We start from the raw sequence: 26,533 nt of genomic DNA on the forward strand, positions 1-26,533 counted from the left end.
CGCTATTACTGAAGCAGCTTCAGTACAGCGGATGGCAGTTGGTTGGCCTGGGACAGGATCGCAGTGGAAGCCTGTTGCAGGGTTTGTTGCTTGGTCAGTTCAGCGGCTTCAGAAGCGAAGTCAGCGTCTTCTACGCGGCCTTTGGCAGCGGAGGAGTTCTGCGAAATGCTCTGCAGGTTGGCCACGGTGCTGGCGAAGCGGTTTTGTACGGCACCCAGCTGCGAACGCTGACTATCGATCTGCTGCATGGCGTCGTCCAGAGCCTGGATGGCCTGCTGCGAAGAAGCGGCAGTCAGGATGCTCAGGTCGGAAACGCTGGTTTCCATGGTAACGGCGGCTTTAGTACCGGCGCCAGCAACGGTAGTCAGACCCAGTGCAGCCAGGCCGGTACCGGCGCTGCCGTCTTTGATGGTGATGTCTTTGTCAGCGAACAGGTTCAGGGTGCCGTCAGCGTTTTTGCTGGCTTGAACACCAGTGCTGGCGCTGTTGATCGAAGAAACGATCGCGTCAGCGGTGTCACCCTTCTTGAACTTGACTTCAACGCCGTTCACATCGATGGAGGTGTCAGCGGTCAGCTTAGCTTGGGAGGTACCCGCAGAGAGACCAAGTTGCGACAGCGAACCGCTATTGGTGTTCGCAAGTTTGATGTCCTTACCTTCACCGGAGGTCAAAATTACACGGCCTTCCTTGAATTCTGCTTTGGCACCAGCGCCAGCCTCTGCTTTAACCAAGTTCAGAACTTCGTCAATTGTATTCGCATCAGTCCAAGCCACAGCATTACCATTGACGGTAATAGCGCCGGCGGAGCCCAGTACAGTGGAGCCGGTAATCGCTACTGCTGCAACAGGCGTTGCGGAACTGGTCAAACCAAGCTTAGCGGCGCTGCCCGCGACCGCATCCTCAACGGTGATGGCGGACTTCGAAGTAAGGGTCAATTCACCACTAGTCGCATCAGCCTTAGCTGTAACGCCTGTGAGAGCAGTTTGCTTGTTGATCTCTGTTGCAGCAGCTGTACCCGCGGCTAAAGCCGTGGCAGCCGTAGCAGTCAGCGAAATTACTACACCGTTAATGCTGATCTTATCGGTGTTTGCAGTACCCGCCGCCGTAGGCGTACCGGTTACGGTAGCTTTCGTACCGCCGATGTTGGTACCAGTAGCAGTAGCAGCCAAACCTGTCATCGCTGCGCCATCTACTGCAGCTTCTTTGTAGTTACCCTTCAGCGCAGTCGAGCTGATATCAGTCATGCCGAACGAGATAGTCTCGTTAGCGTTGGCACCGATCTGGAAGGCTACGTTGCTGAACGAGCCGTCCAGCAGGTTACGACCACCGAAGGTGGTGGTGCTGGCGATACGGTTCAGCTCGCCCACTTTAGCGGTGAATTCCTGCTGCAGGGAAACACGGTCAGCGTCGCTTTTATCACCGTTGGCCGCTTGCAGGGCGAGTTCACGCAGACGCTGCAGGGTGTTGGTGGATTCTTGCATCGCGCCTTCAGCGGTCTGGGCAATCGAAACGCCGTTGTTGGCGTTGGCGATGGCAACGTTCAGGCCTTTGACCTGGTTGTTCAGACGGTTGGCGATCTGCATGCCGGCAGCGTCGTCTTTGGCGCTGTTGATTTTCAGGCCGGACGACAGGCGGTTCATCGACTGGCTCAAAGCATCGGACGCTTTGTTCAGGTTCTTCTGGACGCCCAGGGAGGTGATGTTGGTGTTTACGGACATTGCCATGACGAAATCCTCGTTGGTTGGATACTGCGGCTTCCGGCCCTGGCGACCGCCGGGTGTGGCCTAGAGAACCTACGTAATAGTTATCGTCGTAGTAGCCGGTTGCTTGAGGATTTTTTTGATTTTTTTTAGTAGCCCAGTGCCAGCCCTTGTATTTCAAGGCCTTATAGAGGCGTGAAACGCCAGTAATCACGGGTTACTGGCGTCAAAACTTCGCCTTCAAGACAGCCCCCTTGTAGGAGCGAGCTTGCTCGCGAAGATCGTTAACGATGACGCGGGCATTCAGGATGCACGCGGCGGTCTCAGGTTCTTCGCGAGCAAGCTCGCTCCTACAGGGGTGGGGCACAAAAAAACGCCGATGATCGTGCGATCATCGACGTTTTTTGTGAAGCGGTTAAAGCATCACGGACGATAGAGAATCGCCGAGCCCCACGACAGGCCCACACCAAAACCACTGATCGCCACACGCTTCCAGGTGGCGTCCATCACGTGCTTTTCCAGCAGCAACGGAATGCTCGACGACACGGTGTTACCGGTCTCGACCATGTCCTTGATGAACTTGTCCACCGGCGCTTCTTCAAAGCGGCGTGCCACGGCGTCGACGATGGCCGCACTGCCTTGGTGGATACAGAAGGCATCGATGTCATCGGCCTTGAGGTCCGACTCGGCGAGCAGCTCGTGCAAGTGCGCCGGCACCTTGAGCAAAGCGAAGTTGAACACCTGGCGGCCATTCATGAAGAACACGCCATCACTGACCTTCAGGTGCGGCGCGCCGGAGCCGTCGGTGCCGAACTTGGATTTGCCCAGCAACCAGGGTGCATCTTCGCCCATCCAGGTGGCGGTGGCGGCATCGCCGAACAGCATGGTGGTGTTGCGGTCTTCCGGATCAACGATCTTCGAATACGGGTCGGCGGTGATCAGCAGGCCGTTTTTCAGGCCGGCGGCTTCCATGAAGCCCTTCATCGCATAGATGCCATAGACGTAGCCGGAGCAGCCCAGGGAGATATCGAAGGCTGCCACGTGGGTCGGCAGACCCAGTTTGTCCTGGACGATGGCTGCGGTGTGAGGCAAGCCCTCTTCATCGCCGTTCTGGGTGACGACGATCAGCGCGTCGATGGATTCGCGCTTCAACGCCGGGTTGTTGGCAAATAAAGCGTTGACCGCTTCGACACACAGGTCGGACGTCTCCTGTGCCGCTTCCTTGCGCGGCAGGAACGCCGAACCGATCTTGCCGATGATGAACTCTTCATCCTTGGCGAATTTGGCACCCTGGGCGTAGTTATCGATCCCGTCTGCCGGCACGTAACTGGCGATGCTTTTTATGCCAATCATTATGGCTTCCCAATACTAAATAGCTGGAGAACACCCCTCGGGCTACGCCGGGAGTGCTGACAATAAAGGGGATAACCCCATGAAAATCTCGCTGAAAGCCGCCGCGCAAGGACCCTGCGACGACTTATCCTTTTCACACGATACAGTGAAGATGCGCTTTATGACTCACAGGTCACTCAATTTTGTGTGCTTTGTGCAAAACCTTTCGACAATTAAACCCCATAAACGACAACGGCCCGCCCTGTTTCCAGAGTAGGCCGCTTGACTAAAAGCCGTTTACATCTTGTTGAACAGGCTCAACTGCGAGATTTTCACAAAGGCCAGCTGCGAGGCCTGCAACATGGTCTGCTGCAAGCTCAGGTTGATGGCCGCTTCGGCGAAGTCGACGTTGCCCAAGGCATTCATGGTGGTGGTATTGGCCAGGTCCAGGCTGACGTTTTCCTTGGACTGAATGTCCAGGCCATTGAGGCGCGCACCCAGGGAGCCGCGCGCCTGGTCGATCTGGCTGTAGGCATTGGTCAGGTTGCCAATGGACTTGGCCACCACATCCTTGAGTTCCTTCTGCGCCGCCGGATTGCCGTCTGACGGCGTTTCCAGGATTTTGCGCAAATGGCTCAGGGTGTCGAGGACGTTTTCGTTCTTGTTGCTGGTGGCGCCGATCGAAAACTGGTCGCCGGCGGCTGGAGCTGGCGCGGTGGTGACATCGAAGGTCACCCCTGCCGCCGTGATCGAGGTTGCACCGGCCGCCAGGGTACCGCTGGCGATGGATTGGCTGTCTGCCGTATAAGGCTGCGCGTACAGGTCATAAGCGCCGGCCGCACCGAACTTGACGATGACACCGGAGTTGGGAAAGGTACTGGCGTAGGCCGCCGGATCGCTCACCGTGCCGCCACTCAGTTGTGCAGTGGAGGGGTTACTCGGGGTGCGCGATACGCTGAAGGTGTCCGGCTTGACCGACAGGCTGAACTCCCGATCCTTGACAATGGCGTCCGCTGGCGCGCCGGGCAGTATGTCCTTGCCCAGCGCGTCCTTGCCCAGGTTCAAGCCAATGTCGAACTTGACCCCGCGCAGCTTGATACTCGATCCGCCTTCCTTGGTGGCATCGAAAGTGCCGTTGCCCGGAATCTCAGAGGTAATGTCTTTGCCGGCATTGTCGGTTACTACATATTGGGTGCTGCTGGTGAACGTCAGCTTATACGGCTGGCCATCCGAAAAGCTGCTGTCGTAGTTGGAGTTAGCCGCAATCAGGCCAGCCGATACCGTGACCTTCCCATCATCGACCGCTGGCGGCACAAGGATAGGTGCTGTTTGCGTACGGCCAGTGTTCGCCGAGCTTTCCAGCATGCTTTTGGCGGTATTGCCCATGGCTACCGACAGGTTCTCCGCAACCTTCAGGCTCAACGGCGTGTCATCGCCCTGGTAGCTGTAGGTGCCATCATTGTTACGGGCGTAGGGAGGCGTGTCGGTCTTGCTCCCGGAGAACATGTAATTACCACTGGCGTCCTTGGTATTGAGCAAGCCCAGGACCTGGTCTTCAATGGCGCCGATCTCCGCGGCGGTCGATTTACGATCCGCGTCACTGATGCCGACGTTACCCGCTTTGAGCGCCAACTCGCTGGCCCTCTGAATCGCGATATTGATATTTTCCAGCACGCTTTCCTGGGTGGTCAGCGAGTTTTTCAGGGTGTCGATGTTGCCATTGAACTGCCCCAGCATGTCTTTCTGCTGCTGCAGCATCAGCAAACGCGCCGCCGCTACCGGATCATCCGCGGCGGTTTGCACACGAACACCGGTGCTGGCCTGGTCCTGGGCCTTGACCACACTGGAATAGTTGTTCTGATACTTGGCAGAGCTGGTCTCGAAATACTGCTGTGTAGAAATACGCATCGTCCCAGCCTCCTTTAAAGGGCATTCATCAGTGTGGTGAAGGTTTCCTGCGCAGCCTTGATGATCTGCGACGACGCGGTGTAGTACTGCTGGAACTTGATCATGTCGCCCGCTTCGTCATCCAGGTTGACCCCGGACACCGAGTTGCGCGCTTCCTTGTTGGCGCTCAGCAAGGCGCCGGTGGCGGCGGTGTCGACTCCGGCCTGGCTGGCCTTGGCCCCTACTTGCGAGACCAGCTTGCTGTTGGCCCCCACCAGGCTGGTGCCGCCATTGCCATCGCCCATGCCGACGGTGGCCTTGGTTTGCAGGTTCAGCAGTTCCTGGGCGTTGCGGCCGTCGGACTTGCCGCCACTGTTGAAGGCGAAGGTGGTGCTGTCGCCTTCTGCCGGTGAGCCGTTAATGGTGGTATCGAACTTGAAGCTCTTGCCAGGGATAGCGGCACCGCTGGCGTCGCGCATCGGCACGTCCACGGTGATCTTGTTGCCCTGCCCCGGAATAATCGAGCCGGTGCTGATCGGGTTGCCCTTGGCATCGCTGATCGTGTAGGACTGCGTACCATCGGCGGCCGGTTTGGCAAAGACCATTTTCACCGGCATCGAGTTTTCAATACCGGCGCGCAACTGTGCGGTGTCGGCGCCGCCATTGATATCCAGCGGTACTGTCAGGGACGGCTGGGTGAACGTGCCCGTGCCACTATTGGTATTACTGCTGGTACCCGCCAACGGGCCGGCGAACGCCAGCTTGTTCGCATCGGTGAGTGCCACGCCAATACCGCTGGCCCCGGTGGCGGTCGGGCTGACCTTGAAACTGTCGCCATAGGCCATCGTGCCCTTGCCATCCAGTGCCAGGGTAAAGCCGTCCATGGTCGGCGGCGGCGTAGAGGACATATCAAAAGTGCCCATGGCCTTGCCGTCCGAGCGCAGCACTGTGACCTTGTTGGGGTCGGTCTTGTCGTTGAAGCTCACGGTGTAGTCGAACGCGGACAACTTGCTGCTGTCCTTGATCGTCACATTCAGGTTGCTTGCCCCGGCACTGTTGCCCGATGCCCCCTGGCTGCGCGACGCAATGGCGACGGCACTGTTGATGTCTTTGAACAACGAAACGCCGAAGTCACCATTGAGGTCCAGGCCTTGGCCCAGTTGATTGTTGATGGTGTCTGCGGTGGCTATGGCGATACGGCCCAGGTCGTTGATAGCCGGCATCAAGGCATCACTGCGATAACGCAACAGGCCGCCGATGCTGCCGCCACTGATCACGCCACCCAGGTCCATGGGGGTGCCGTTGTTGTCCAACTGAATGGTGTACTGGCTGTTATCGGTTTTGCTCGGCACTGCAGAAATCGTATTGGAGATCCCGCCTTCTACCAGGGACTGGCCGGTGCCGGTGGTCACGCTGAACTGGCCGTTCTTCTCGGTGGCTGTTACGCCGATCAGCTCATTGAGCGAGCGTACCGCCTCGTTACGCGAATCCAGCAGGTTGGCCGGCGCATTGCCCGACGCGCCTTGCACCTGGGTGATCTGCTTGTTGAGCGAGGCAATCGAGGCGGTCAATTGATTGACCTGCTCACTCATGCTGCTCAGTTGGTTGTTGATGGTCTCTTTCTGCTGGGTCAACTGCGTCGAGATCGCGTTGAAACGACTGCTCAGGGTCTGGGCGTTGGTCACCAGCAGTTGCCGCGCAGACAGATCATTGGGGTTGGACGCCGCGGTCTGCAGGGTGGCGAAGAACGAACTGAGCACCGAGGACAAACCGGTGGTCTTGTCCGACAACACTTTGTCGACGGCACCGACCTGATCCAGATATGCCTTGGCATCGTTGTTCAGGGCCGTGCTGTTCTGGTAGGCGGTGTCGAGGTATTCGTTGTACACCCGGCGCACGTCAGCCAGGGTGGTACCGGTGCCGATGAACACACCGCCGAACGGGTTCGACGCGTTGGTATTCTGCGTGGTCTGCTGACGCGAGTACCCTGGGGTATTAACGTTGGCGATGTTATTACTCAAGACCGACAGCGATCCTTGAGCGGCGTTGAGCCCTGACATCCCGATACTGAGCAAACTCATGGTTCAGACCTTATAAATGTGTGGTTGCGCCAGCGGCAGCGTAGTTCTGGTAACTGTTCATATTTTTTGCGATCTGCGAAATCTTGCTGGCGTAAGCCGGATCGGTTGCATAACCGGCTTTTTGCAACTCGCGTACAAACTGTTCCGGGTTATCGGCTGATTTCACAACTTCTTTATAGCGATCATGGCTTTGCAGCAGAGTCACGAGGTCGTGGAAGCTGTCCTGGTAGGAGCTGTAGGAACGGAACTGCGCCGTTTCCTTGACCATCGCGCCATCGCGGAACTCGCTGGTGATCGCACGGGCCTGGCCGCCCTGCCAACTCTGGCCGGCCTTGATGCCGAACAGGTTGTGGCTGCTGCTGCCGTCCTCGGCGCGCATCACCGATTTGCCCCAGCCGGTTTCCAGTGCGGCCTGGGCCACCAGGTACTTGGGATCGATACCGATACGCGCGGCGGCCGCCTTGGCCATCGGCAGCATGGTGGCGACGAATTCGTCCTGGGAGCTGAAGGCTTTTTTCGCCGGCGCCAGCGGTGGCTGGGCAATGGCGCGGCCATAGACCTGCATTTGTCCGCTTGGCACGGCAAAGCTGCGGGCGGCGCTGCTGACCACATTGTCGTCGGCGGCACTGTTGCGCAGGGGCGCGCTTTTGGCTTCGGCAGTGACCGGGGCGCTCGGCACGATGCCCGCCAGCAGGCGGTCGGCCAGTTTGCTTGGCAAGGCGATACGGCGCTGGTTCATCAGCTCCATGTCGTTGGTGTGCGCACTGGTGCCCTCAGGAACCGCCACGCGATACGCCCACAAAGGCCGCTGACCATTGGAGCGGCCCAGCGGCCCGTCGGCCTGGGTACCGGCGCCAATCTCGGTCGGCACATCGACTTTCTTCACCGGCACATCCGCTGCCGGGCCTTGCAAGGTGGCGGCCTGGGCCTGCACCGGCTTGTTCTTCTGCATCTGGCGCATCAGCACGTCGGCCAGGCCGATACCGCCGCCTTCGCGGGACATCGAGACCGCCAACTGCTGGTCGTACATTTCCTGATACTGCTTGGCCGCCGGGGTGTTCAGCGGGTTGTCCTTGCCCAGGGCGTCGGTGGCCGAGCGCATGGACTTGAGCATCTCATTGAGGAACAGCGACTCGAACTCCTGCGCCACCTTGCGCATATTGCCTTCGCTGTTCTTGTCGGCGCCGACTTTGAGCTGGTTAAGCCGGTTCAAGTCGGAGTAAGACCCCGAGTCCGCCGTGCTGCTGATGCCGCTTTTGCGCATATCCATGGCCATGGCCTCAGATCACAATGAGGTCGGCTTGCAAGGCGCCGGCCTGTTTCAAAGCTTCAAGGATCGCCATCAAGTCACCGGGCGCTGCGCCCACCTGGTTCACCGCGCGGACAATCTCGTCCAGGGTGGTGCCGGGGCCGAACTTGAACATCGGCTTGGCTTCTTGCTGGGCGTTGACCCGCGAACGCGGGACCACGGCGGTCTGGCCGTTGGACAGCGGCCCCGGCTGGCTGACGATCGGGTCTTCGGTGATGGTCACCGTCAGGCTGCCGTGGGTCACCGCTGCCGGCGAAACCTTGACGTTCTGACCGATCACGATAGTGCCGGTACGCGAATTGATAATGACTTTTGCCACGGCCTGGCCGGGGTCGACCTCAAGGTTTTCCAGGATCGACAGGTAGTCCACGCGCTGGCTTGGGTCCAGCGGCGCGGTGACGCGGATCGAGCCGCCGTCGATGGCCTGGGCTACACCAGGGCCAAGCATATCGTTGATCTTGTCGACCACGCGCTTGGCGGTGGTGAAGTCGGAACGGTTGAGGTTCAGGGTCAGGCTGTTGCCCTGATTGAAACCGCTCGGCACGGTGCGTTCAACCGTGGCGCCACCAGGGATACGCCCCGCCGACGGTACGTTGACGGTGATCTTCGAGCCGTCGCGGCCTTCAGCGTCAAACCCGCCCACCACCAGGTTGCCCTGGGCGATGGCGTAGACGTTGCCGTCGATACCTTTGAGCGGCGTCATCAGCAAGGTGCCGCCGCGCAGGCTCTTGGAGTTACCCATGGACGAAACGGTGATGTCCACCACCTGGCCCGGCTTGGCGAACGGCGGCAAATCGGCGCTGATCGACACGGCGGCGACGTTCTTCAACTGGACGTTGCCCGAGCCTGGCGGCACCTTGATGCCGAACTGCGAGAGCATGTTGTTGAAGGTCTGCAGGGTGAACGGCGTCTGGGTGGTCTGGTCACCCGTGCCGTTAAGCCCCACCACCAGGCCATAGCCGATCAACTGGTTGGAGCGCACGCCGGAAATACTGGCGATGTCCTTCAGGCGTTCGGCCTGGGCCACAGCGCTTAAGGCCAGCAAGAGTGCCGTCGCCATCAGCTGTTTGAAGTTCAAAGTGGCCACCTAGAAAGGGAACAGCGGGCTAAGGAAGAACCGGTCGAACCAGCCCGGCTGACTGGCATCAGCAAACGAACCCGTACCCGAGTAGGTGATGCGTGCATCGGCAATCCGCGTCGAAGGCACGGTGTTGTCGGTGGAAATATCATCGGCGCGGACCATCCCGGCAATGCGCACCAGCTCATCGCCGGTGTTGAGGGTCATCCACTTTTCACCGCGTATGGCGATGATGCCGTTGGGCAATACGTCGGCCACGGTCACGGTGATCGAACCGGTCAGGCTGTTGCCCTGCCCTGCCGCACTCTTGCCATTGGTGGCGCGGTCGCCGCTGTAGCCGGCGTCCAGGCTCAGGTCACCGCCGCCCAAGGGGTTGTTGGTGTTGAGGCCGCCGCCGAACAACGAGGTCAGGCCGATGCTGGTCTTGCTGTTCTTGCCGATCTGCGAGTTGGCGTTCTTGCTGGCCTGGGTCTTCTCGTTGAGGGTGATGGTGATGATGTCACCGACCCGGAACGCCTTGCGGTCGCTGTACAGGTTCTGTTCGAAACCGGCCTGGTAGATCGAGCCATTATTGGCCGCCGCCGGCAATGGCGTGCGCGGCAACACCGGCGCGTAGTACGGGTCATTGGGCTTTGGCGTCGGGGCAACACACCCCGCGAGCACGGCGATCCCACTCAATGCCAAAACGGAAACATAGCGATTCATGACCCTTACCTCATGGTGTTGCAGGCGCTTCTTGAAAGCGCCCCAGACTGGATTACAGATTCTGCGTAACGAACGAAAGCATCTGGTCGGCGGTGGAAATCACCTTGGAGTTCATCTCGTAGGCGCGCTGGGTGGTGATCATGTTGACCATCTCCTCAACGGTGCTGACGTTGGAGGTTTCCAGGGTGCTTTGCAGGGTGGTACCGAAACCGTTCAGGCCAGGGGTGCCGATTTGCGGGGCGCCGCTGGAGGCGGTTTCCAGGAACAGGTTGTTGCCCATCGCCTGCAGGCCGGCCGGGTTGATGAAGTCAGCGGTTTGCAGGTTGCCGATCACTTGGGACGCCGGGTTGCCAGCGACGGTGATGGACACGGTGCCGTCGTTGCCGACGGTGAAGGTCTTGGCGTCGGGTGGAACCACGACAGCAGGCTCCAGGGCGAAACCGTTGGCGGTGACGATCTGGCCATTGGAGTCCAGGTGGAAGGTGCCGTCACGGGTGTAAGAGGTGGTGCCATCCGGTTGCAGCACCTGGAAGAAACCACGGCCGTTGATGGCCATGTCCAGCGGTTGTCCGGTTTGCTGCAGGTTACCGGCGCTGAAGTTTTTCTGGGTGCCGACGATCTGCACACCGGTACCCAGTTGCAGGCCCGATGGCAATTCGCTGTCCTGGGTCGACTGGGCACCTGGCTGCTTCTTGATCTGATAGAGCAGGTCCTGGAACTCGGCGCGATCACGTTTGAAGCCCGTGGTCGAGACGTTCGCCAGGTTGTTGGAAATGGTGGTCAGGTTGGTGTCCTGGGCGGACAGGCCTGTCTTGGCAACCCATAGAGCCGGAAGCATGCTGTTCTCCTTCGTGCGCCTGTTTGTTGGCGCCGTGCGACTAAATTAGTTAGGGACTTAGCTCATCTGCATGACGCGAGTCATGGCCTGGTCGTCTTCTTTAGCGCTGTTCATCATCTTGATGTGCAGCTCGAACTGCTTGGAAAGCGCCAGCACCGCGGTCATTTCCTCTACCGCGTTGACGTTGCTCGCCTGCAGGAAGCCCGAGGTCAGGGTGACGTTCGCGTCGGCTTGGGCCGGCTGGCCATCCTTGGTGTGGATGGTGCCGTCCAGGCCCTTGGTCATGTTCTTGAGGTCGGGCTGGACCAGCTTGATGCGGTCCACTTCCGCCATCACCCGTGGGCCTTCGCCCATGGCGCGAATACTGATGGTGCCGTCTGCACCCACTTCGATTTTTTGCTGGGGTGGCACGGCAATCGGGCCGCCGTTGCCCATGATCGGCATACCGTTGCCGGCACGCAGCACGCCCAGGGCATCCACATTCATGCTGGCGCTGCGCACGTAGGCTTCGCCGCCATCCGGGGTTTGCACGGCCATCCAACCGTCGCCGCTGACGGCTACATCCAGGTCACGACCGGTTTCGATCATCGCTCCCGGGGAGAAATCAGTGGCCGGCCGCTCGGTCATGGCAAATGCCCGCGCCGGAAAGCTGTCACCGAACACCGGCATCGAACGCGCCTGCTCCAGGTCACGCTGGAAGCCGTTGGTGGAAATGTTCGCCAGATTGTTGGCATGGGCCTTCTGCGCCAGTGCGTTCTGGCTGGCGCCGGTCATTGCCACATAAAGGTATTTGTCCACGCTCTATCCTCTTTCTGACGGACGCTTGCCGCCCACCGCTGTACTGATGAGGCTTAAGCAATTTGCGAACCAACTTTTAAAAAGAGGCTGAAGTCCAGGCGCGGCGGGGGTTTGCGGCGGAGCAGGATGATTTGAGGCTTGAGAGCGAGTCGAAAAAACGGCGGACTACTGCCGCCTGCGGCAATCACCGACCTGGAAAACGACGAAGATCAAATGTGGGAGGGGCTTGCTCCCGATGGCGGTGTATCAGCCAGCTCACCTGTAGCTGACACACCGCCATCGGGAGCAAGCCCCCTCCCACATTTTTGACCGCGTAGTGTCAGCGAATTATTTGTCGGCCTTGAGAATTTCGTAGTCGCGCAGCTTATTGGCGATGGTGGTGTGCGACACGCCCAAGCGTTTGCCAAGCTGCCGACTGCTGGAATGTTCGGCATAAAGGCTTTCCAGCACGGCCTTCTCGAACCGTCCAACAATCTCCTCCAACCCGCCCTCCAGGGAAAAATCCCCAAGGGGCTGGCGCACCCCGTAGTCCGGTAAGCGAATATGCTCGGCCTTGACCACCCCACCGTCGCACAGCGACACGGCCTGGAACAGTACGTTTTCCAGCTGTCTTACGTTGCCCGGCCAGTGGTAGTGACTCAAGCGATCCATCGCCGCGGGCGCAAGCTTGGGCAAAGGGCAGCCAATCTGTCGGCTGGCCTGGTCGAGGAAGTGCTCAACCAGTGGCACCAGGCCGTCGAGGCATTCGCGCAACGGCGGGATATGCAACGACAGCACATTGAGCCGATGATAAAGATCCTGGCGAAACTCACCTCGGGCGCAGAGTTCCGACAAGTCCACCTGAGTGGCGCAGATCACCCGCACATCCAGGTAGACCTCTTCGTCACTTCCGACCCGACGAAAGCAGCCGTCCTGCAGAAATCGCAGCAGTTTGACCTGCAAACGCGCGCTCATTTCCCCCACTCCATCGAGGAACAAGGTGCCGCCCGCAGTCAGCTCCAGCAGGCCGAGTTTGCCTTCGGCCCGCGCGCCTTCAAAAGCCCCGGGGCCGTAGCCGAACAGTTCGGTCTCGGCCATCGACTCGGGCAACCCTGCGCAGTTGAGCGCCATCAGCGGTGATTGCCCACGGGGACTGGCCAAGTGGCAGGCACGGGCCAGCAACTCTTTACCGGTGCCGGTTTCACCTTCTATTAATAGAGGCGCGTCCAGCGGCGCCATGCGCCGCGCTTCGCGGACCACCGCGGCCATGATCTTGGAGCTTTGGAAGATACTGTCGAAACCACGCAGCTCCTGCTTGCGCACGTTATAGATACGCTCACCGACGCGGTCGGCGCGATGCAAGGTGAGCACAGCGCCAGCCATGGCTTCGCTGTCATCGTGTTCGGAGGATTGCAGCGGCGCGATATCCGCCAGGAACACGTCCCCCTTGACCTTGACCCGCAGGCCATTGATGCGCGACTTGCTGGCGCGCACCAACTCCGGCAAGTCGAAGTCCTCGGCGTAGCGCGACAGCGGAATGCCTGGCACTTCGTCCACCCGCACCCCGAGCAACTGCGCCGCCGCGCGGTTGGCGGCCACGATGGAGCCGCCCATATCGATGGACAGCACCGGAAACTCCAGGGCGCCGAGCAGCGCATTGAGTTCCATATGCCGCCGCTCGCTGGGCATCAGCCCCACTCGCTTGACGCCGAACACGCCGCCAATCGCTTCGAACTGCGGGCGTAGTGCCTGGAACTGCATGTTCACCAGGTTCGGGCAAAACAGGTAGATGGCATTGCCATGCTCCCCCCCGACCTCGCCCTTGGCGACGTTGACGCCGTACTCCACCAGCAGGTTGAGGATGTCCCGCAGGATGCCGATGCGGTTCTGGCAATGCACTTTGATACGCATGAAAAGGCTCGAAAGGTAGGTAGGCGCCGCGTCTTTTTGCCGCCGGGCGCAGATAGTCGTCAAGATTATGTGACAGAGCGTAGGAGTTTCCCAGCCCATAGCGCGGATAAGTCATCCATCCGTAACGAATACTTTACGAAAAACTGTAATTTTTCCTACATACCCAGGGGCAATGTAGATGGAATCCTGCGCTCACCGGGTTATCAATAGTGCATCGCAGGACATAACAAGAACGAATGCCTAGCAGGAGAGCCGTATGAAGCAGACGCACTACGTGGCCCGCGAGCCCGATGCGCAAGGTTTTATCCACTACCCGCCGGAAGAACACGCGGTGTGGAATACCCTGATCACTCGTCAACTCAAGGTGATCGAGGGTCGCGCCTGCCAGGAATACCTGGACGGCATCGACAAGCTCGGCCTGCCCCTGGATCGCATCCCCCAGTTGGGCGAAATCAACAAGGTGCTGGCCGAAACCACCGGCTGGCAAGTGGCCCGCGTGCCGGCGCTGATTCCCTTCCAGACTTTTTTTGAATTGCTTGCCAGCAAGCAGTTTCCGGTGGCGACGTTCATTCGCACCCGCGACGAATTGGACTACCTGCAAGAGCCGGACATTTTCCACGAGATCTTTGGGCACTGCCCTTTGCTGACCAACCCCTGGTTCGCCGAATTCACCCACACCTACGGCAAGCTCGGCCTGGCGGCGACCAAGGAGCAACGGGTTTACCTGGCGCGCCTGTACTGGATGACCATCGAGTTCGGCCTGGTGGATACGCCCCAAGGGCGGCGCATCTACGGTGGCGGCATTCTGTCGTCGCCTAAAGAAAGCGTGTATTGCCTGTCGGACGAGCCCGAGCATCAAGCCTTCGACCCGCTGGAAGCGATGCGCACGCCGTATCGTATCGACATCCTGCAACCGCTGTATTTCGTATTGCCCGAACTCAAGCGCCTGTTCGACGTGGCGCAGGAAGACATCATGGGCATGGTCGAGCGCGGCATGGAATTAGGGCTGCACGCCCCGAAATTCCCGCCGAAACCAAAAGCCGCGTGAACCTCAGGTTTTAACGCCAGGTGAGTCTGTTCCCTGGCCCCGCGTTGCTTTAGGGTAACGCCACTGACCTTCAAACATTCGAATTCAGGACACCTCCCATGACCACCTTGAACCAAGCCCACTGCGAAGCCTGCCGCGCCGATGCCCCGCAAGTCAGCGATGAAGAACTGCCGGTGCTGCTCAAGCAGATCCCCGACTGGAACATCGAAGTGCGCGACGGCGTCATGCAGTTGGAAAAGGTTTTCCTGTTCAAGAACTTCAAATTCGCCCTGGCCTTCACCAACGCCATGGGTGAAATCTCCGAGGCCGAAGGCCATCACCCTGGCCTGCTCACCGAATGGGGCAAAGTCACCGTGACCTGGTGGAGCCACTCCATCAAGGGCCTGCACCGCAACGACTTCATCATGGCCGCGCGCACCGACGAAGTGGCCAAAGCTGCCGAGGGCCGCAAGTAATGCATTTCGATGCCATTGGCCGCGTGCCCGGCGACCCGATCCTCGGGCTGATGGACCTGTATGCCCAGGACGCCAACCCGAACAAATTCGACCTGGGCGTGGGCGTGTATAAGGACGACCAGGGCCTGACGCCGATTCCCCGCTCGGTCAAGCTTGCGGAGCAGCGCTTGGTCGATACCCAGGTGACCAAGACCTACATCGGCGGCCATGGCGACGCAGCTTTTGGCCCCCTGATCAGCGAGCTGGTGCTCGGTGCCGATTCGGCCTTGCTTCGCGAACGCCGTGCCGGCGCCACCCAAACCCCGGGCGGCACCGGAGCCCTGCGTTTGAGCGCCGATTTTATCGCCCAGAGCCTGCCTGGCCGCGGCGTGTGGCTGAGCAACCCGACCTGGCCGATCCACGAAACCATCTTCGCCAAGGCTGGCCTCAAGGTCAGTCATTACCCTTACGTTGGCAGTGACAACCGCCTGGATGTGGCGGCGATGCTGGCAACCCTGGAGACGGTGCCCGAGGGCGATGTGGTGCTACTGCACGCCTGCTGTCACAACCCGACCGGCTTCGACCTGTCACAGGATGACTGGCGCCAGGTGTTGCAGATCGTGCGCGAACGCCAGTTGCTGCCGCTGATCGACTTTGCCTACCAGGGCTTTGGCGATGGCCTGGAGCAGGACGCCTGGGCAGTGCGGTTGTTCGCAGCTGAACTGCCGGAAGTGCTGGTCACCAGTTCCTGCTCGAAGAATTTTGGTTTGTATCGTGATCGTGTGGGCGCGTTGATCGTATGTGCAGCGGATGCGGAAAAACTCATCGATGTGCGCAGCCAACTGGCGAATATCGCCCGTAACCTGTGGTCGACACCGCCGGATCACGGCGCCGCCGTGGTGGCGACCATCCTCGGTGATACCGAGCTGAAAAAACTCTGGAGCGAGGAAGTCGAGGCCATGCGTTCGCGGATCGCGCACTTGCGTTCCGGGTTGGTGGAAGCCTTGGCGCCCCATGGCTTGGCCGAGAAGTTTGCCCATATCGGCGCACAACGCGGGATGTTTTCCTATACCGGTTTGAGTGCCGATCAAGTCAAGCAACTGCGCGAGAAGCACAGCGTGTATATGGTCAGTTCAGGCCGGGCCAACGTGGCCGGGGTGGATGCGACACGTTTGACAGTGCTGGCCCAAGCTATCGCCGACGTTTCCAACTGAAAACCCCGGGACCCAATGTGGGAGGGGGCTTGCCCCCGATGGCGGTGGGTCAGCTAGAAATAAGCTGACTGACCCAACGTTATCGGGAGCAAGATCCGTTGCTTAGGTAACGGCCACTATAGGTTCCGCCCTTACGGCGGCTCACTTTGCAAAAGCGGCAAAGTAAGCAAAACGCTCTTGCCCCACCACTCGGCACCTCGCCTAGGCTCGGTGTGCCCGTAATCCGCCATGGATTTGGGGGGCCGCCGCAACGCGCCATCCATGGCGCGGGGCGGCTAAACCGGCATCCCTGCCGGTTTACCCCCCAAATCCCTGTCGAATTCCGGCCAGCGTGGTTTAACGGGGCGCCTGAGATCAAAAACACAGCGAGGCGGCCTTATAGCCGACCTGATCGTTGAAGTGTGCGCGTACCCCTGTGGGAGCGGGCTTGCCCGCGAAGGTCGTTAACGATGACGCGGGAAACCAGAAAGAACGCGGCGTTCTCAGGTTTTTCGCGAGCAAGCTCGCTCCTACAGAAAAGCACAAGCGCCGCCGGCGTATCTGCGATGCGCAGCGAGTCGCTCTTGATCTTAGGCGCCCCGTTAAACCACGCTGGCCGAACGCAGGCTTGAAGCCGGAGTGAGGGCACACCGAGCCTAGGCGAGGTGCCGAGTGGTGGGGCAAGAGCGTTTTGCTTACTTTTGCCTGGGCCGGCATTCCGGCCTTTCAAAAGTGAGCCGCTGTAAAAGCGGAACCATAAGTGGCCGTTGCCCAAATAACGGATATGTACCCAGGACGAAAACCAACATCCTGCTCGGCTGTCAGGCTGCCACGGGAACAAGCTCCCTAGTTTGCGGCGCGACAGCGTCACATCAAAGAGGTGGTGGCGGCTCCCACATTTTTACCGAGGCGAGGCTTTTAGCCAGTGACCATTTCAGCCTTGAGCTGCGCCTCCCTGGCCTGGGCATCCGCCAACCGATACAACTCGATATGCCCATCCCAGTGCTCGATCAACGCCGTGCATGACTCCACCCAATCTCCGCAATTGAGGTAATCCACCTCCCCCACCTTGCGAATCTCGGCATGGTGGATATGCCCGCACACCACGCCATGCAGTTCACGCTTGGTGACTTCGCGGGCAATCGCTTCTTCGAAATCACTGATGAAGCTTACGGCGGTTTTCACCTTGTGCTTCAAGTAGGCCGACAACGACCAGTACCCGTAGCCATAGCGCGCACGCCAATGATTGAGCCATCGGTTCAGCGTGAGGGTGAATTCATACGCGGAGTCACCAAGGAACGCCAGCCAGCGGTGATAACGGGTGATCACATCGAACTGATCGCCATGGATCACCAACAGGTGCCGACCATCGGCGGTCACATGCACCGCCTCGTCCACCAACTGGATATTGCCCAGGATCAGCTTGGAGTAACGCCTTAAAAACTCATCATGGTTGCCAGTGACGTAGATCACCTCGGTGCCGCGCTTGGCCATGGTCAGCAGGCGACGGATCACATTGGTGTGAGCCTGGGGCCAATACATGCCGCCGCGCATTTTCCAACCGTCGATAATGTCGCCCACCAGGTAGACCTTGTCGGCGTGGTAGCCCTTGAGAAACTGTGACAGGTGTTCGGCCTGGCAATCCCGGGTACCCAGATGCACGTCGGAAATCCATAGGGTTCGCACCCGTTGCTTGCGGCTGGGCTTGGTGAACTCGGCATGGGTCATGGGCATCCCTCGACGCTGTTTTCGCGAGCTTGCGCCTTGGCGATTAATAGCCCATGACAGCTGTGCGTCAATCTCATGACAGCGCTCGATGCCCGCAAAGCGTTGTAGACTGGCGCCTTGCCGCCCTGGAGACCGCGATGAGCCCGAGCCTCACGCTACGCCACTACCTCGAAGCGCCCATCGCCCACAGCCATGATCACGCGCAGTTGGTGTTCGGACTGTCCGGGCACCTGGACCTGGAAGTCGATGGCCGTGGCAGCCAGGTACGCGAAAGCAGCGTGATGGTGCTGCCCTTCTCCACCCACCACGCCTGCGGCAGCCGTGATGGCAGCCGTTGCCTGGTGCTGGATGTGCCAAACGAGCATTGGGTGGTGCAATCTTTGGGTGAGCATGCCGATGCCAGTCGTCGCTTGCTGGGGCAACCGTCGCGACTGACGCTGGATCCCAGGCAAAGCCAACTGGTGGAGTGGCTGGCGCACAGCCCGGTGCACGACCCGCTGATCGTCCAACAAGGTGCTGTGCTGTTACTGGCCAGTCTCAATCATCCCCAGGCCCAAGCGCTGCCAGGACGACGCTTGCCTTATGCGGCGCTCAATGCCCATATCCAGCGCCACGCTGCGCACCCGTTGCAGGTGGCTGACCTTGCGCGTATCGCCGGGCTTAGCGTGGCGCGCCTGCATGCACGCTTCATGGCCGAATGCGGGCAGACGCCGATGGATTATCTTCGCAGTCGTCGCCTGCACATGGCGCTGGAGCTTTTGCGCGGCACACCGCTGGCCATTGGTGAGGTTGCCGAGCGCGTTGGCTATGCCTCGCAAAGCGCATTCAGTGCAGCCATGCTGCGCGAGTTTGGTGCCTCCCCTCGCGCCCTGCGCCGGGGCGACTGACGAGAGTCCCACGCTAAAAGATGCGAGGTTGGCGACAGACGTCCGCGAACCAACCCTCTAGACTGCGAGGCTGTTACCCTGTTGGTTCAAGGATCGCAATGACTCCCCGCTCAGCCCTTGGCGCCCTGCATATCGGCGCACTGATGTTTGGCCTCACCGGCGTATTCGGCAAGCTCGCGGCGGCCTCCCCCGCCATCATCGTATTTGGGCGTGCCGCGTTTGCCGTGCTTGCCCTGGCGGTGTTTGCCCGCTTTGCCAGCAACGCGTCCTGGAAGAAACTGGAGATGCGCGACTGGCGCCGCCTGTTGGTCAGCGGTGTGTTGCTGGCCGCCCATTGGGTAACGTTCTTCATTGCCGTCAAAGTCGCCGGTGTAGCCGTGGCGACCCTGGGGTTCACGGCCTTCCCGGCCTTTACCGTGATCCTTGAAGGGTTGATCTTCCGCGAGCGCATTCGCGCCAATGAAATGCTGCTGGTGGCCCTGGTCAGCGTTGGCCTGGTGCTGGTCACCCCGGATTTCAACCTTGCCAGCGAAGCCACGGGCGGGTTGCTGTGGGGGATCGCTTCGGGATTGTTGTTCTCCTTGTTGTCGTTGAACAATCGCGCCAGTTCCGGACGCATTCCTGCTGTGCAGGCAGCGCTGTGCCAGAACGTGGTGGTCGCAGCCTGTCTGCTGCCGGTGGCAGCCCCGGGGCTGGCGGATGTGCGCGCCATTGACTGGCTATGGATCGGGCTGCTGGGCGTGTTTTGTACGGGCCTTGCCCATAGCCTGTTTGTCGCCAGCCTCGCCGTGATCAAGGCGCGCACCGCCTCGGTGGTGTTTGCCATGGAACCGGTCTACGGCATCAGCGTGGCCTGGCTGCTGTTCGCCGAAACGCCGACCTTGCGCATGCTGCTGGGCGGCGCTTTGATCATCGTCGCCATCGTGCTTTCCGGCTTGATGGGCAGCGCCAGCCAGGCGAAACAGCCGGCGGCTGTCTGACGTCACACCGTACGGTCGTTATGCCCGAGGTCGCGCTGCGGATCGATCTGATCGCGCACCCGCTGTTTAAGCACTTTAGCTTCGGGAAAGCCGCCGTCGACCTTGCGTTCCCAAATCTGCACCCCATCGCAGGTGATACGAAAGGCGCCGCCGGTGGCCGGTTCCAACGCCACGCGCCCCAGGTCATCGGCAAAGGTACTGAGCAGCTCCTGGGCCAGCCAGGCAGCGCGCAGCAGCCACTGGCACTGGGTGCAATAAGTGATAACGATCTCGGGTTTGCTTGCAGACATAATTTAAGCGGCTCCTGACATGACGGGCCCGACGCATCGGGTGGCTATAATAGCGGCCTTTATCGCCCAGCCTCGAGATTGATGATGCGCCGCCTGTTGTCCTGCCTGCTCCTGTGCCTTGTCCCCCTGCTTGCCGACGCCTTGGAAACACCACGCCCCAAAATCGGCCTGGTGCTGTCCGGCGGTGCCGCCCGCGGCCTGGCGCATATCGGCGTGCTCAAGGCACTTGAAGAACAGGGCATCCACATCGACGCGATTGCCGGCACCAGCATGGGCGCGGTGATTGGTGGGCTGTACGCGTCGGGCTACAAGATCGACGAGCTGGAAAAGCTGGCGCTGGGTATCGACTGGCAGCAGGCACTGTCGGACGCTCCACCACGGGAAGACGTACCGTTTCGACGCAAACAGGACGACCGCGATTTCCTGGTCAAGCAGAAACTCAGTTTCCGCGACGACGGCAGCCTCGGCCTGCCGCTGGGCGTGATCCAGGGCCAGAACCTGGCACTGCTGCTGGAAAGCATGTTTGCCCATAGCAGTAACACCCGTAACTTCGACAAGCTGCCGATCCCGTTCCGCGCCGTGGCCACCGACATCACCACCGGCGAAAAAGTCGTGTTCAGCAAGGGCCACCTGCCCCAGGTGATACGCGCCAGCATGTCGATCCCTGCCGTATTCGCCCCGGTGGAGCTCGACGGGCGCCTGCTGGTGGACGGCGGCATGACCGACAATATTCCGTTGGATGTGGCGCGGGAGATGGGCGTCGACATCGCCATCGTGGTCGATATCGGCACCCCGCTGCGCTCGCGCAAGCAACTGGCAACCGTGGTGGACGTGCTCAACCAATCCATCACCCTGATGACCCGGCGCAACTCCGAAGAACAACTCAAGGCCCTGAACCCCAAGGATGTGCTGATCCAGCCGCCCCTGGCCGCCTATGGCGTGACGGACTTCGGCCGTGCCAAGGACATGATCGACGCCGGCTACCGCGCCACCCGCGCCCTTGATGTACGCCTGGCGCACCTGCGCCCCGCCGAGCCCATCGACCCTGAGTTGGTGGCTGCTCGCACACCGGGCGAACGCACCCCGGTGATCACCGCGATACAGGTGGAAAACGACTCCAAAGTCAGTGACGACGTGATCCGCTACTACATCCGCCAGGGGTTGGGCGAGCCGCTGAACCTCGGTCGCCTGCAAGCGGACATGGGCACCTTGTACGGCCTGGATTACTTCGAGCAGGTGCAATACCGCGTGGTGAAAAAAGGCCAGGACAATACCCTGGTGATCAGCGCGCGCGGCAAACGCAGCGGCACCGATTACCTGCGCCTGGGCTTGAACCTGTCGGATGACATGCGCGGCGACAGCGCCTTCAATCTCGGCGCCAGCTATCGCGTCAACGGTATCAACCGCCTCGGCGCCGAATGGCTGACGCGGGTGCAGATCGGTGATCGGCAAGAGCTGTACAGCGAGTTCTACCAGCCGATGGACACCGGCTCGCGTTACTTTGTCGCGCCGTATATCAGAGCCGAGGCGCAGAACGTAGAGCTGGTCCTGGACAACGACCCCATTTCCGAATATCGCCTGGAACGCTACGGCTTCGGCTTGAACGTGGGCCGGCAGATCGGCAACAGCGGCGAGATCCGCTTCGGCGTTGGCGAAGCCTGGGGCAAGGCAGACGTACGTATTGGCGACCGCGACCTGCCGAGCGTGAGCTTCAGCGAAGGCTTCTATGAACTTAAATATTCATTCGACTCCTTTGACAACGTGTACTTCCCCCATAGCGGCGAAGACATCGGCCTGGCCTATCGTGAGTTCGAACCGGGGCTGGGCTCGGACCAGCGCTACCGCCAATGGGAGTTCAAGCTGGACAAGGCCATGAGCCACGGCCCGGACACGTTGATACTGGGCGGTCGTTACGGGCGCACCCTGGATGATTCGGATGTGGTGATTTCCGCCTTCCAGCTGGGGGGAGCGCGGCAACTGTCGGGCTTTCGCCAGGATGCGATCTCGGGGCAGAACGTCAGCCTGATGCGCGCGGTGTACTTCCGCCGGCTGACCCCGCGCTCATACCTGCCGCTGGACTTCCCGTTGTACCTGGGCGCCTCACTGGAACGGGGTCGGGCGTGGAACAACGACAATGAGTTCGACAGCGGCTATATCAACGCCGCGAGTATCTTCCTCGGGTTTGATACGCCGTTGGGGCCACTGAATTTCAGCTATGGCTTTAATGATGATAATCAGAAGGCGGTGTACCTGAACCTGGGCCAGACCTTCTGACACAGCACCGAACTAATGTGGGAGGGGGCTTGCTCCCGATGGCGGGGTATCAGTCAACAATTCTGTAGCTGGCCCACCGCAATCGGGAGCAAGCCCCCTCCCACATTTGATCCTCGGCAAATTAGGAATCAGGACTTTTCCAGGTTCGCCAGAATGTGCTCATGCACACGCATGCACACGCGCAGATCCTCTTCATTCACCCCAACGAACAGCTCATGGCGCAACGCCGTAGCAATGGTCTCGATCTGGTCAATCAGCGGCTGGGCGGTATCACACAGCAGGATGCGTTTGGCGCGGCGGTCTTCCACCACGGCTTGGCGTTGCACCAAGCCCTGGCCTTCCAGGCTGTCGAGCAGGCGCGCCAGGGTCGGCCCTTCCACGCCGACACTTTGTGCCAATTCGCGCTGGGTAGGGGCTTCTGCAAAACGGGCCAAATGCAACAGCACCAGCCAGCGCGCCTGGGACAAGCCCAGCCCCGCCAGGCGGCGGTCCAGCTCGGCGCGCCAACCTCGGGACATTTGCGCCAATTGCATGCCAAAACGGTGTTGATCGGTTAACGGCATAAAAAACTCATGTTTAAGACTGAAAATAAAGTATGGCTAATTATTAGTCAGCTAAGCATGAGCCATGTCAGTAGGCAAGGCCCGGTATGTACTGATTCGTTACATTGTCGTAATTGGCACACTAAATTTCGAATTCCGACTGCAAAGCGGCACGTACGCAGTACAAAACGCCCTCAGGAACGCGCCCAGTGAACAATGGAGCGATCTCCGCGACAGGTGGCAATTCGCCTTCTCCATCGAGAAATGCATCCTGAATTTCGCCGAGCAAATCCTCAGGCAAATCAAGAGCCTGCTCCAACGACAGTTGCTGCTTGCCAATGGCTTCGGCGAGCAAGGTATACACATTTTTTTCCGAGCATTGCAGCTGGCCGGCGATCTGGATCGGGGTCATGCCGGCGCGGGCCAGGCTGATCAGTTCGTGGCGAATATCGGCCACTTCCTTCGGTGCTTCGGCCTGGCCACCGAGCACTTCGAGGAACGCCTGGCCGTAACGCTCCAGCTTGCGCGCACCCACACCGCTGACCCGGGCCATTTCTGCCATGGTGGTGGGTTGTTCGCGAAGCATTTCCAGCAAGGTGGAGTCGGGGAAGATAACGTAGGGCGGCACGCTGTGTTCCTGCGCCAGTTTGCGCCGCAAGGTGCGCAGGGCTTCCCACTGTTCGCGCTCCTCGCCCCGCACAAGCTGGCTGGCCTGGCTGGTGCTGCTGCTCTTGGTGGTGGTCTGCGGCTTGAGGTCACGGCGCAGCTCCAGGCTCACTTCACCCTTGAGCAACGGCCGGCAACTGTCATTCAGGCGCAGCCCGCCATAGCCCTCGATATCGATGTCGACAAGGCCACGGGCAACCATCTGCCGGAACAGCGAGCGCCACTCGCCTTCGGCGCGGGCCTTGCCAACGCCGTAGACCGAGAGTTTCTCGTGGCCGAAGCTGCGGATTTTTTCGTTGTCCTTGCCCAGCAATACATCCACCAGGTGGCCCACGCCATAGCGCTGGCCGGTGCGGTAGATCGTCGACAATGCCTGGCGCGCCGGTTCGGTGGCGTCCCAGGTCTGCACACCGTCGATGCAGTTATCGCAGTGGCCGCAGGGCTCGGGCATGTCTTCGTCGAAATAGGCCAGCAGCGTCTGGCGCCGGCAGCGGGTCTCTTCACACAACGACAGCATGGCATCGAGCTTGTGTTGCTCCAGACGCTTATGGCGTTCGTCGCCTTCGGAGTTCTGCAGCATCTGCTTGAGCATCACTACGTCCTGCAGACCGTACACCATCCAGGCATCCGCCGGCAGGCCATCACGACCGGCGCGCCCGGTTTCCTGGTAATAGGCCTCCAGGGACTTGGGCAGGTCCATGTGTGCAACGAAACGCACGTTGGATTTGTCGATACCCATGCCGAAAGCGATGGTCGCCACCATGATCAGGCCCTCCTCGTTGAGGAAGCGCTTCTGGTGATAGGCACGCAGATCGTTCGGCAGGCCGGCGTGGTAAGGCAACGCCGGATAGCCCTGTTCGCAAAGGAACGCGGCGACTTCGTCGACCTTCTTGCGCGACAGGCAATAGACAATGCCCGCATCGCTGCGCCGCTCGGACAGGAACGCCAGCAACTGTTTGCGCGGCTGCTCCTTGGGCACGATGCGGTAGAAAATATTCGGTCGGTCAAAGCTCGACAGGAAACGCTCGGCGTTCTGCAAATGCAGGCGCTCGACGATCTCTTCGCGGGTACGTTTGTCGGCGGTGGCGGTCAGGGCGATGCGCGGCACGTCGGGGAACAGTTCCGCCAACTGGCCAAGCTGCAGGTATTCGCGGCGGAAATCGTGCCCCCATTGCGATACACAGTGGGCTTCGTCGATGGCGAACAGGGCAATGTCCAGGCTCTGCAGGAAGGACAGCATACGCGGCTGCACCAGGCGCTCGGGTGCCAGATACAGCATCTTCACCTCGCCACGCTTGATGCGGGCGGCCAGGTCACGCTGCTGCTCGGCGCTGAGGGTGGAGTTCAACGACGCAGCGGCGACACCGAGTTCTTCAAGGGTGGCGACCTGATCGTCCATCAGCGCAATCAGCGGTGACACCACCACGGCCAGGCCATTGCGCAACAGCGCCGGCACCTGGAAGCATAACGATTTGCCGCCACCGGTAGGCATCAGCACCAGGGCATCGCCGCCATTGGCCACGCGCTCAATGATCGCACCCTGGCGGCCACGAAAACTGTCGTAGCCGAAGATGTCCTTGAGGACGCGTTGAGCCTGCTCGAGCATGTAAAACTCCAAAATGGTGCCGAAATCCCTCTGTACAGGCTGGCCGAAAAAATACGCTTTCACGGAAAATAATCCGTAAGCGAAGTTTTCCCGGATTGGCGCTAAGCCTGCAGGGGCATCACAAAACGCGGCAGTATACCCGAGCGTCATCGGCCAAAGGGCGCGACTGACGAATAGACGCCTGCTCTAAAACCGGGCAAATATGCCGTGCGGCTGGCCTGGGCGCTCAAGAAAGCCTAGAATTCAGCATCGTTTATTCCCAAGGTAGCCCTTCAATGTCCTTCGCTGAGCAACTAACCCGCCTGCAAGCCTTCCTCGACGCCGATGAGCTGCATGACGAGGCGCTGGACTACGTGGCCGCCCACGGCTACCTGACCGCCCTGTCGATCTGCTCCGAAACCGTCCCGGACCGTGAATGGATCGACGCGCTGTTCGCTGAAGAGCCTCATTACAGCGACGCCGCCCAGCGCGAAGAAATCGAATCCACCCTGATCGCCCTCAAGGCCCACATTGCGCGCCAACTGGCCTCCGACGAAGAGTTCGAGCTGCCATGCGACCTCGACCTGGGCGACGACCCGGACGACTCCGACCTGCGCGGCTGGTGCATCGGTTTCATGGAAGGCGTGTTCCTGCGTGAAGCCGCCTGGTTCGAGACCGCCGAAGAAGAAGTCAGCGAAATGCTCCTGCCGATCATGGTTGGTTCGGGCCTGTTCGAAGAAGAAGCAGAGTTCTCCGACATCGCCGCCGATGCCAACCTGATGGACGACATGATCGTGCAGATCCCGGAAGCCCTCACCGCGCTGTACCTGCTGTGCAACGCGCCTGACGAAAAACCGGCGATCCTCAAGCCACGTCACCACTGAGTCGCTTGCCCGTGGCACCCATGGGCAACCGCTCGCCGCTCCTGCGCTACGCGCTGCTGGCCATTGGCTGGCTCAGTGTAGCGCTGGGAGTGATAGGCATTTTCCTGCCGGTGTTGCCGACCACGCCCTTCCTCCTGCTTGCCGCCGCCTGCTTCGCTCGAAGCTCCCCGCGTTTCTACCACTGGCTGGTAGAGCACCCGCGCCTGGGCCCCTGGATCCGTGACTACCTGGACGGCAATGGCATCCCGCTCAAAGGCAAGGTCTACGCCATCGGCTTGATGTGGTTGAGCATCGCGATCTCCTGCTACCTGGTGCCCCTGCCCTGGGCACGCGGCTTCATGCTGACCAGTGCGGTACTGGTGACGATCTACATCCTGCGCCAGAAAACCCTGCCACCGCGCTGA

At 60.3% G+C, this 26,533-nt stretch carries 22 protein-coding genes; 8 read left to right on the forward strand and 14 right to left on the reverse strand.

The window, feature by feature from the left end; genetic code table 11:
• Positions 1–5 precede the first annotated feature (5 nt).
• The 10 genes from KVH01_RS13250 to KVH01_RS13295 all read right to left on the reverse strand — a co-directional run bounded on the left by KVH01_RS13250 (position 6) and on the right by KVH01_RS13295 (position 13,618).
• Complete coding sequence (locus KVH01_RS13250) at positions 6–1,724, reverse strand: flagellin N-terminal helical domain-containing protein (protein ID WP_057023036.1); 1,719 nt, start codon at positions 1,722–1,724, stop codon at positions 6–8.
• A gap of 399 nt (positions 1,725–2,123) precedes the next feature.
• Positions 2,124–3,053, reverse strand: coding sequence for a ketoacyl-ACP synthase III (locus tag KVH01_RS13255; protein WP_046071783.1), 930 nt, complete (start codon positions 3,051–3,053; stop codon positions 2,124–2,126).
• A 276-nt stretch (positions 3,054–3,329) separates the two neighbouring features.
• On the reverse strand, positions 3,330–4,940 hold the full coding sequence (locus KVH01_RS13260) for a flagellar hook-associated protein 3 (RefSeq protein ID WP_217881733.1): 1,611 nt from the start codon (positions 4,938–4,940) through the stop codon (positions 3,330–3,332).
• Positions 4,941–4,954: 14 nt separating this feature from the next.
• Positions 4,955–7,000, reverse strand: a complete 2,046-nt coding sequence (gene flgK, locus KVH01_RS13265; RefSeq protein ID WP_217881734.1) for a flagellar hook-associated protein FlgK — start codon at positions 6,998–7,000, stop codon at positions 4,955–4,957.
• Between the two features lie 10 nt (positions 7,001–7,010).
• On the reverse strand, positions 7,011–8,276 hold the full coding sequence (flgJ, locus tag KVH01_RS13270; RefSeq protein ID WP_124378893.1) for a flagellar assembly peptidoglycan hydrolase FlgJ: 1,266 nt from the start codon (positions 8,274–8,276) through the stop codon (positions 7,011–7,013).
• A 4-nt stretch (positions 8,277–8,280) separates the two neighbouring features.
• A complete protein-coding gene (locus tag KVH01_RS13275; protein ID WP_162252765.1) occupies positions 8,281–9,369 on the reverse strand; it encodes a flagellar basal body P-ring protein FlgI in 1,089 nt (362 codons plus the stop codon).
• Between the two features lie 27 nt (positions 9,370–9,396).
• Positions 9,397–10,092, reverse strand: a complete 696-nt coding sequence (gene flgH, locus KVH01_RS13280; protein WP_005790104.1) for a flagellar basal body L-ring protein FlgH — start codon at positions 10,090–10,092, stop codon at positions 9,397–9,399.
• 52 nt (positions 10,093–10,144) lie between these two features.
• Positions 10,145–10,930 (reverse strand): flagellar basal-body rod protein FlgG, encoded by a 786-nt coding sequence (gene flgG, locus KVH01_RS13285; RefSeq protein ID WP_003192986.1) that lies wholly within the window; start codon positions 10,928–10,930, stop codon positions 10,145–10,147.
• Between the two features lie 57 nt (positions 10,931–10,987).
• Positions 10,988–11,728, reverse strand: a complete 741-nt coding sequence (locus KVH01_RS13290; RefSeq protein ID WP_043049669.1) for a flagellar basal body rod protein FlgF — start codon at positions 11,726–11,728, stop codon at positions 10,988–10,990.
• Positions 11,729–12,055: 327 nt separating this feature from the next.
• Positions 12,056–13,618 carry a sigma-54-dependent transcriptional regulator gene (locus KVH01_RS13295; RefSeq protein ID WP_217881735.1) on the reverse strand — a complete coding sequence of 521 codons (1,563 nt, stop codon included), beginning with the start codon at positions 13,616–13,618 and terminating at the stop codon, positions 12,056–12,058.
• Positions 13,619–13,874: 256 nt separating this feature from the next.
• Here KVH01_RS13295 and phhA point away from each other — a divergent pair, with 256 nt between their 5' ends.
• The 3 genes from phhA (at position 13,875) to KVH01_RS13310 (ending at position 16,314) form a co-directional block, all read left to right on the forward strand.
• The gene (phhA, locus tag KVH01_RS13300; RefSeq protein ID WP_217881736.1) at positions 13,875–14,666 is read left to right on the forward strand and encodes a phenylalanine 4-monooxygenase; all 792 of its coding nucleotides are present in this window, start codon (positions 13,875–13,877) and stop codon (positions 14,664–14,666) included.
• A 98-nt stretch (positions 14,667–14,764) separates the two neighbouring features.
• Entirely contained in the window at positions 14,765–15,121 is a 357-nt protein-coding gene (locus KVH01_RS13305; protein ID WP_217881737.1) for a 4a-hydroxytetrahydrobiopterin dehydratase, read from the forward strand.
• Complete coding sequence (locus KVH01_RS13310) at positions 15,121–16,314, forward strand: amino acid aminotransferase (RefSeq protein WP_217881738.1); 1,194 nt, start codon at positions 15,121–15,123, stop codon at positions 16,312–16,314. The genes KVH01_RS13305 and KVH01_RS13310 overlap by 1 nt, the downstream gene beginning before the upstream one ends.
• Before the next feature lie 897 nt (positions 16,315–17,211).
• On the opposite strand, the gene KVH01_RS13315 is transcribed toward KVH01_RS13310, so the two are convergent.
• A complete protein-coding gene (locus KVH01_RS13315; RefSeq protein ID WP_217881739.1) occupies positions 17,212–18,021 on the reverse strand; it encodes a UDP-2,3-diacylglucosamine diphosphatase in 810 nt (269 codons plus the stop codon).
• A gap of 137 nt (positions 18,022–18,158) precedes the next feature.
• Between KVH01_RS13315 and KVH01_RS13320 the strand changes: the two genes are divergently transcribed.
• A complete protein-coding gene (locus KVH01_RS13320) occupies positions 18,159–18,908 on the forward strand; it encodes an AraC family transcriptional regulator (protein WP_217881740.1) in 750 nt (249 codons plus the stop codon).
• 98 nt (positions 18,909–19,006) lie between these two features.
• A complete protein-coding gene (locus tag KVH01_RS13325; RefSeq protein WP_217881741.1) occupies positions 19,007–19,888 on the forward strand; it encodes a DMT family transporter in 882 nt (293 codons plus the stop codon).
• A gap of 2 nt (positions 19,889–19,890) precedes the next feature.
• Here KVH01_RS13325 and KVH01_RS13330 read toward each other — a convergent pair whose 3' ends face one another.
• Positions 19,891–20,178 (reverse strand): SelT/SelW/SelH family protein, encoded by a 288-nt coding sequence (locus tag KVH01_RS13330; protein WP_217881742.1) that lies wholly within the window; start codon positions 20,176–20,178, stop codon positions 19,891–19,893.
• Positions 20,179–20,262: 84 nt separating this feature from the next.
• On the opposite strand from KVH01_RS13330, the gene KVH01_RS13335 reads away from it, so the two are divergent.
• A complete protein-coding gene (locus KVH01_RS13335; protein WP_217881743.1) occupies positions 20,263–22,452 on the forward strand; it encodes a patatin-like phospholipase family protein in 2,190 nt (729 codons plus the stop codon).
• A 128-nt stretch (positions 22,453–22,580) separates the two neighbouring features.
• Here the strand turns inward: KVH01_RS13335 and KVH01_RS13340 are convergent, their stop codons facing one another.
• Both KVH01_RS13340 and recQ read right to left on the reverse strand, forming a co-directional pair.
• A complete protein-coding gene (locus KVH01_RS13340) occupies positions 22,581–23,015 on the reverse strand; it encodes a MarR family transcriptional regulator (RefSeq protein ID WP_043049659.1) in 435 nt (144 codons plus the stop codon).
• Positions 23,016–23,136: 121 nt separating this feature from the next.
• A complete protein-coding gene (gene recQ, locus KVH01_RS13345; protein WP_217881744.1) occupies positions 23,137–25,266 on the reverse strand; it encodes a DNA helicase RecQ in 2,130 nt (709 codons plus the stop codon).
• Positions 25,267–25,541: 275 nt separating this feature from the next.
• On the opposite strand from recQ, the gene KVH01_RS13350 reads away from it, so the two are divergent.
• Both KVH01_RS13350 and KVH01_RS13355 read left to right on the forward strand, forming a co-directional pair.
• The gene (locus KVH01_RS13350; protein WP_005790129.1) at positions 25,542–26,129 is read left to right on the forward strand and encodes a UPF0149 family protein; all 588 of its coding nucleotides are present in this window, start codon (positions 25,542–25,544) and stop codon (positions 26,127–26,129) included.
• 20 nt (positions 26,130–26,149) lie between these two features.
• Positions 26,150–26,533, forward strand: coding sequence for a YbaN family protein (locus KVH01_RS13355; RefSeq protein ID WP_043049656.1), 384 nt, complete (start codon positions 26,150–26,152; stop codon positions 26,531–26,533).

Origin of the sequence: Pseudomonas khavaziana (genome assembly GCF_019145205.1) — a bacterium.
Classification (GTDB): domain Bacteria; phylum Pseudomonadota; class Gammaproteobacteria; order Pseudomonadales; family Pseudomonadaceae; genus Aquipseudomonas; species Aquipseudomonas khavaziana.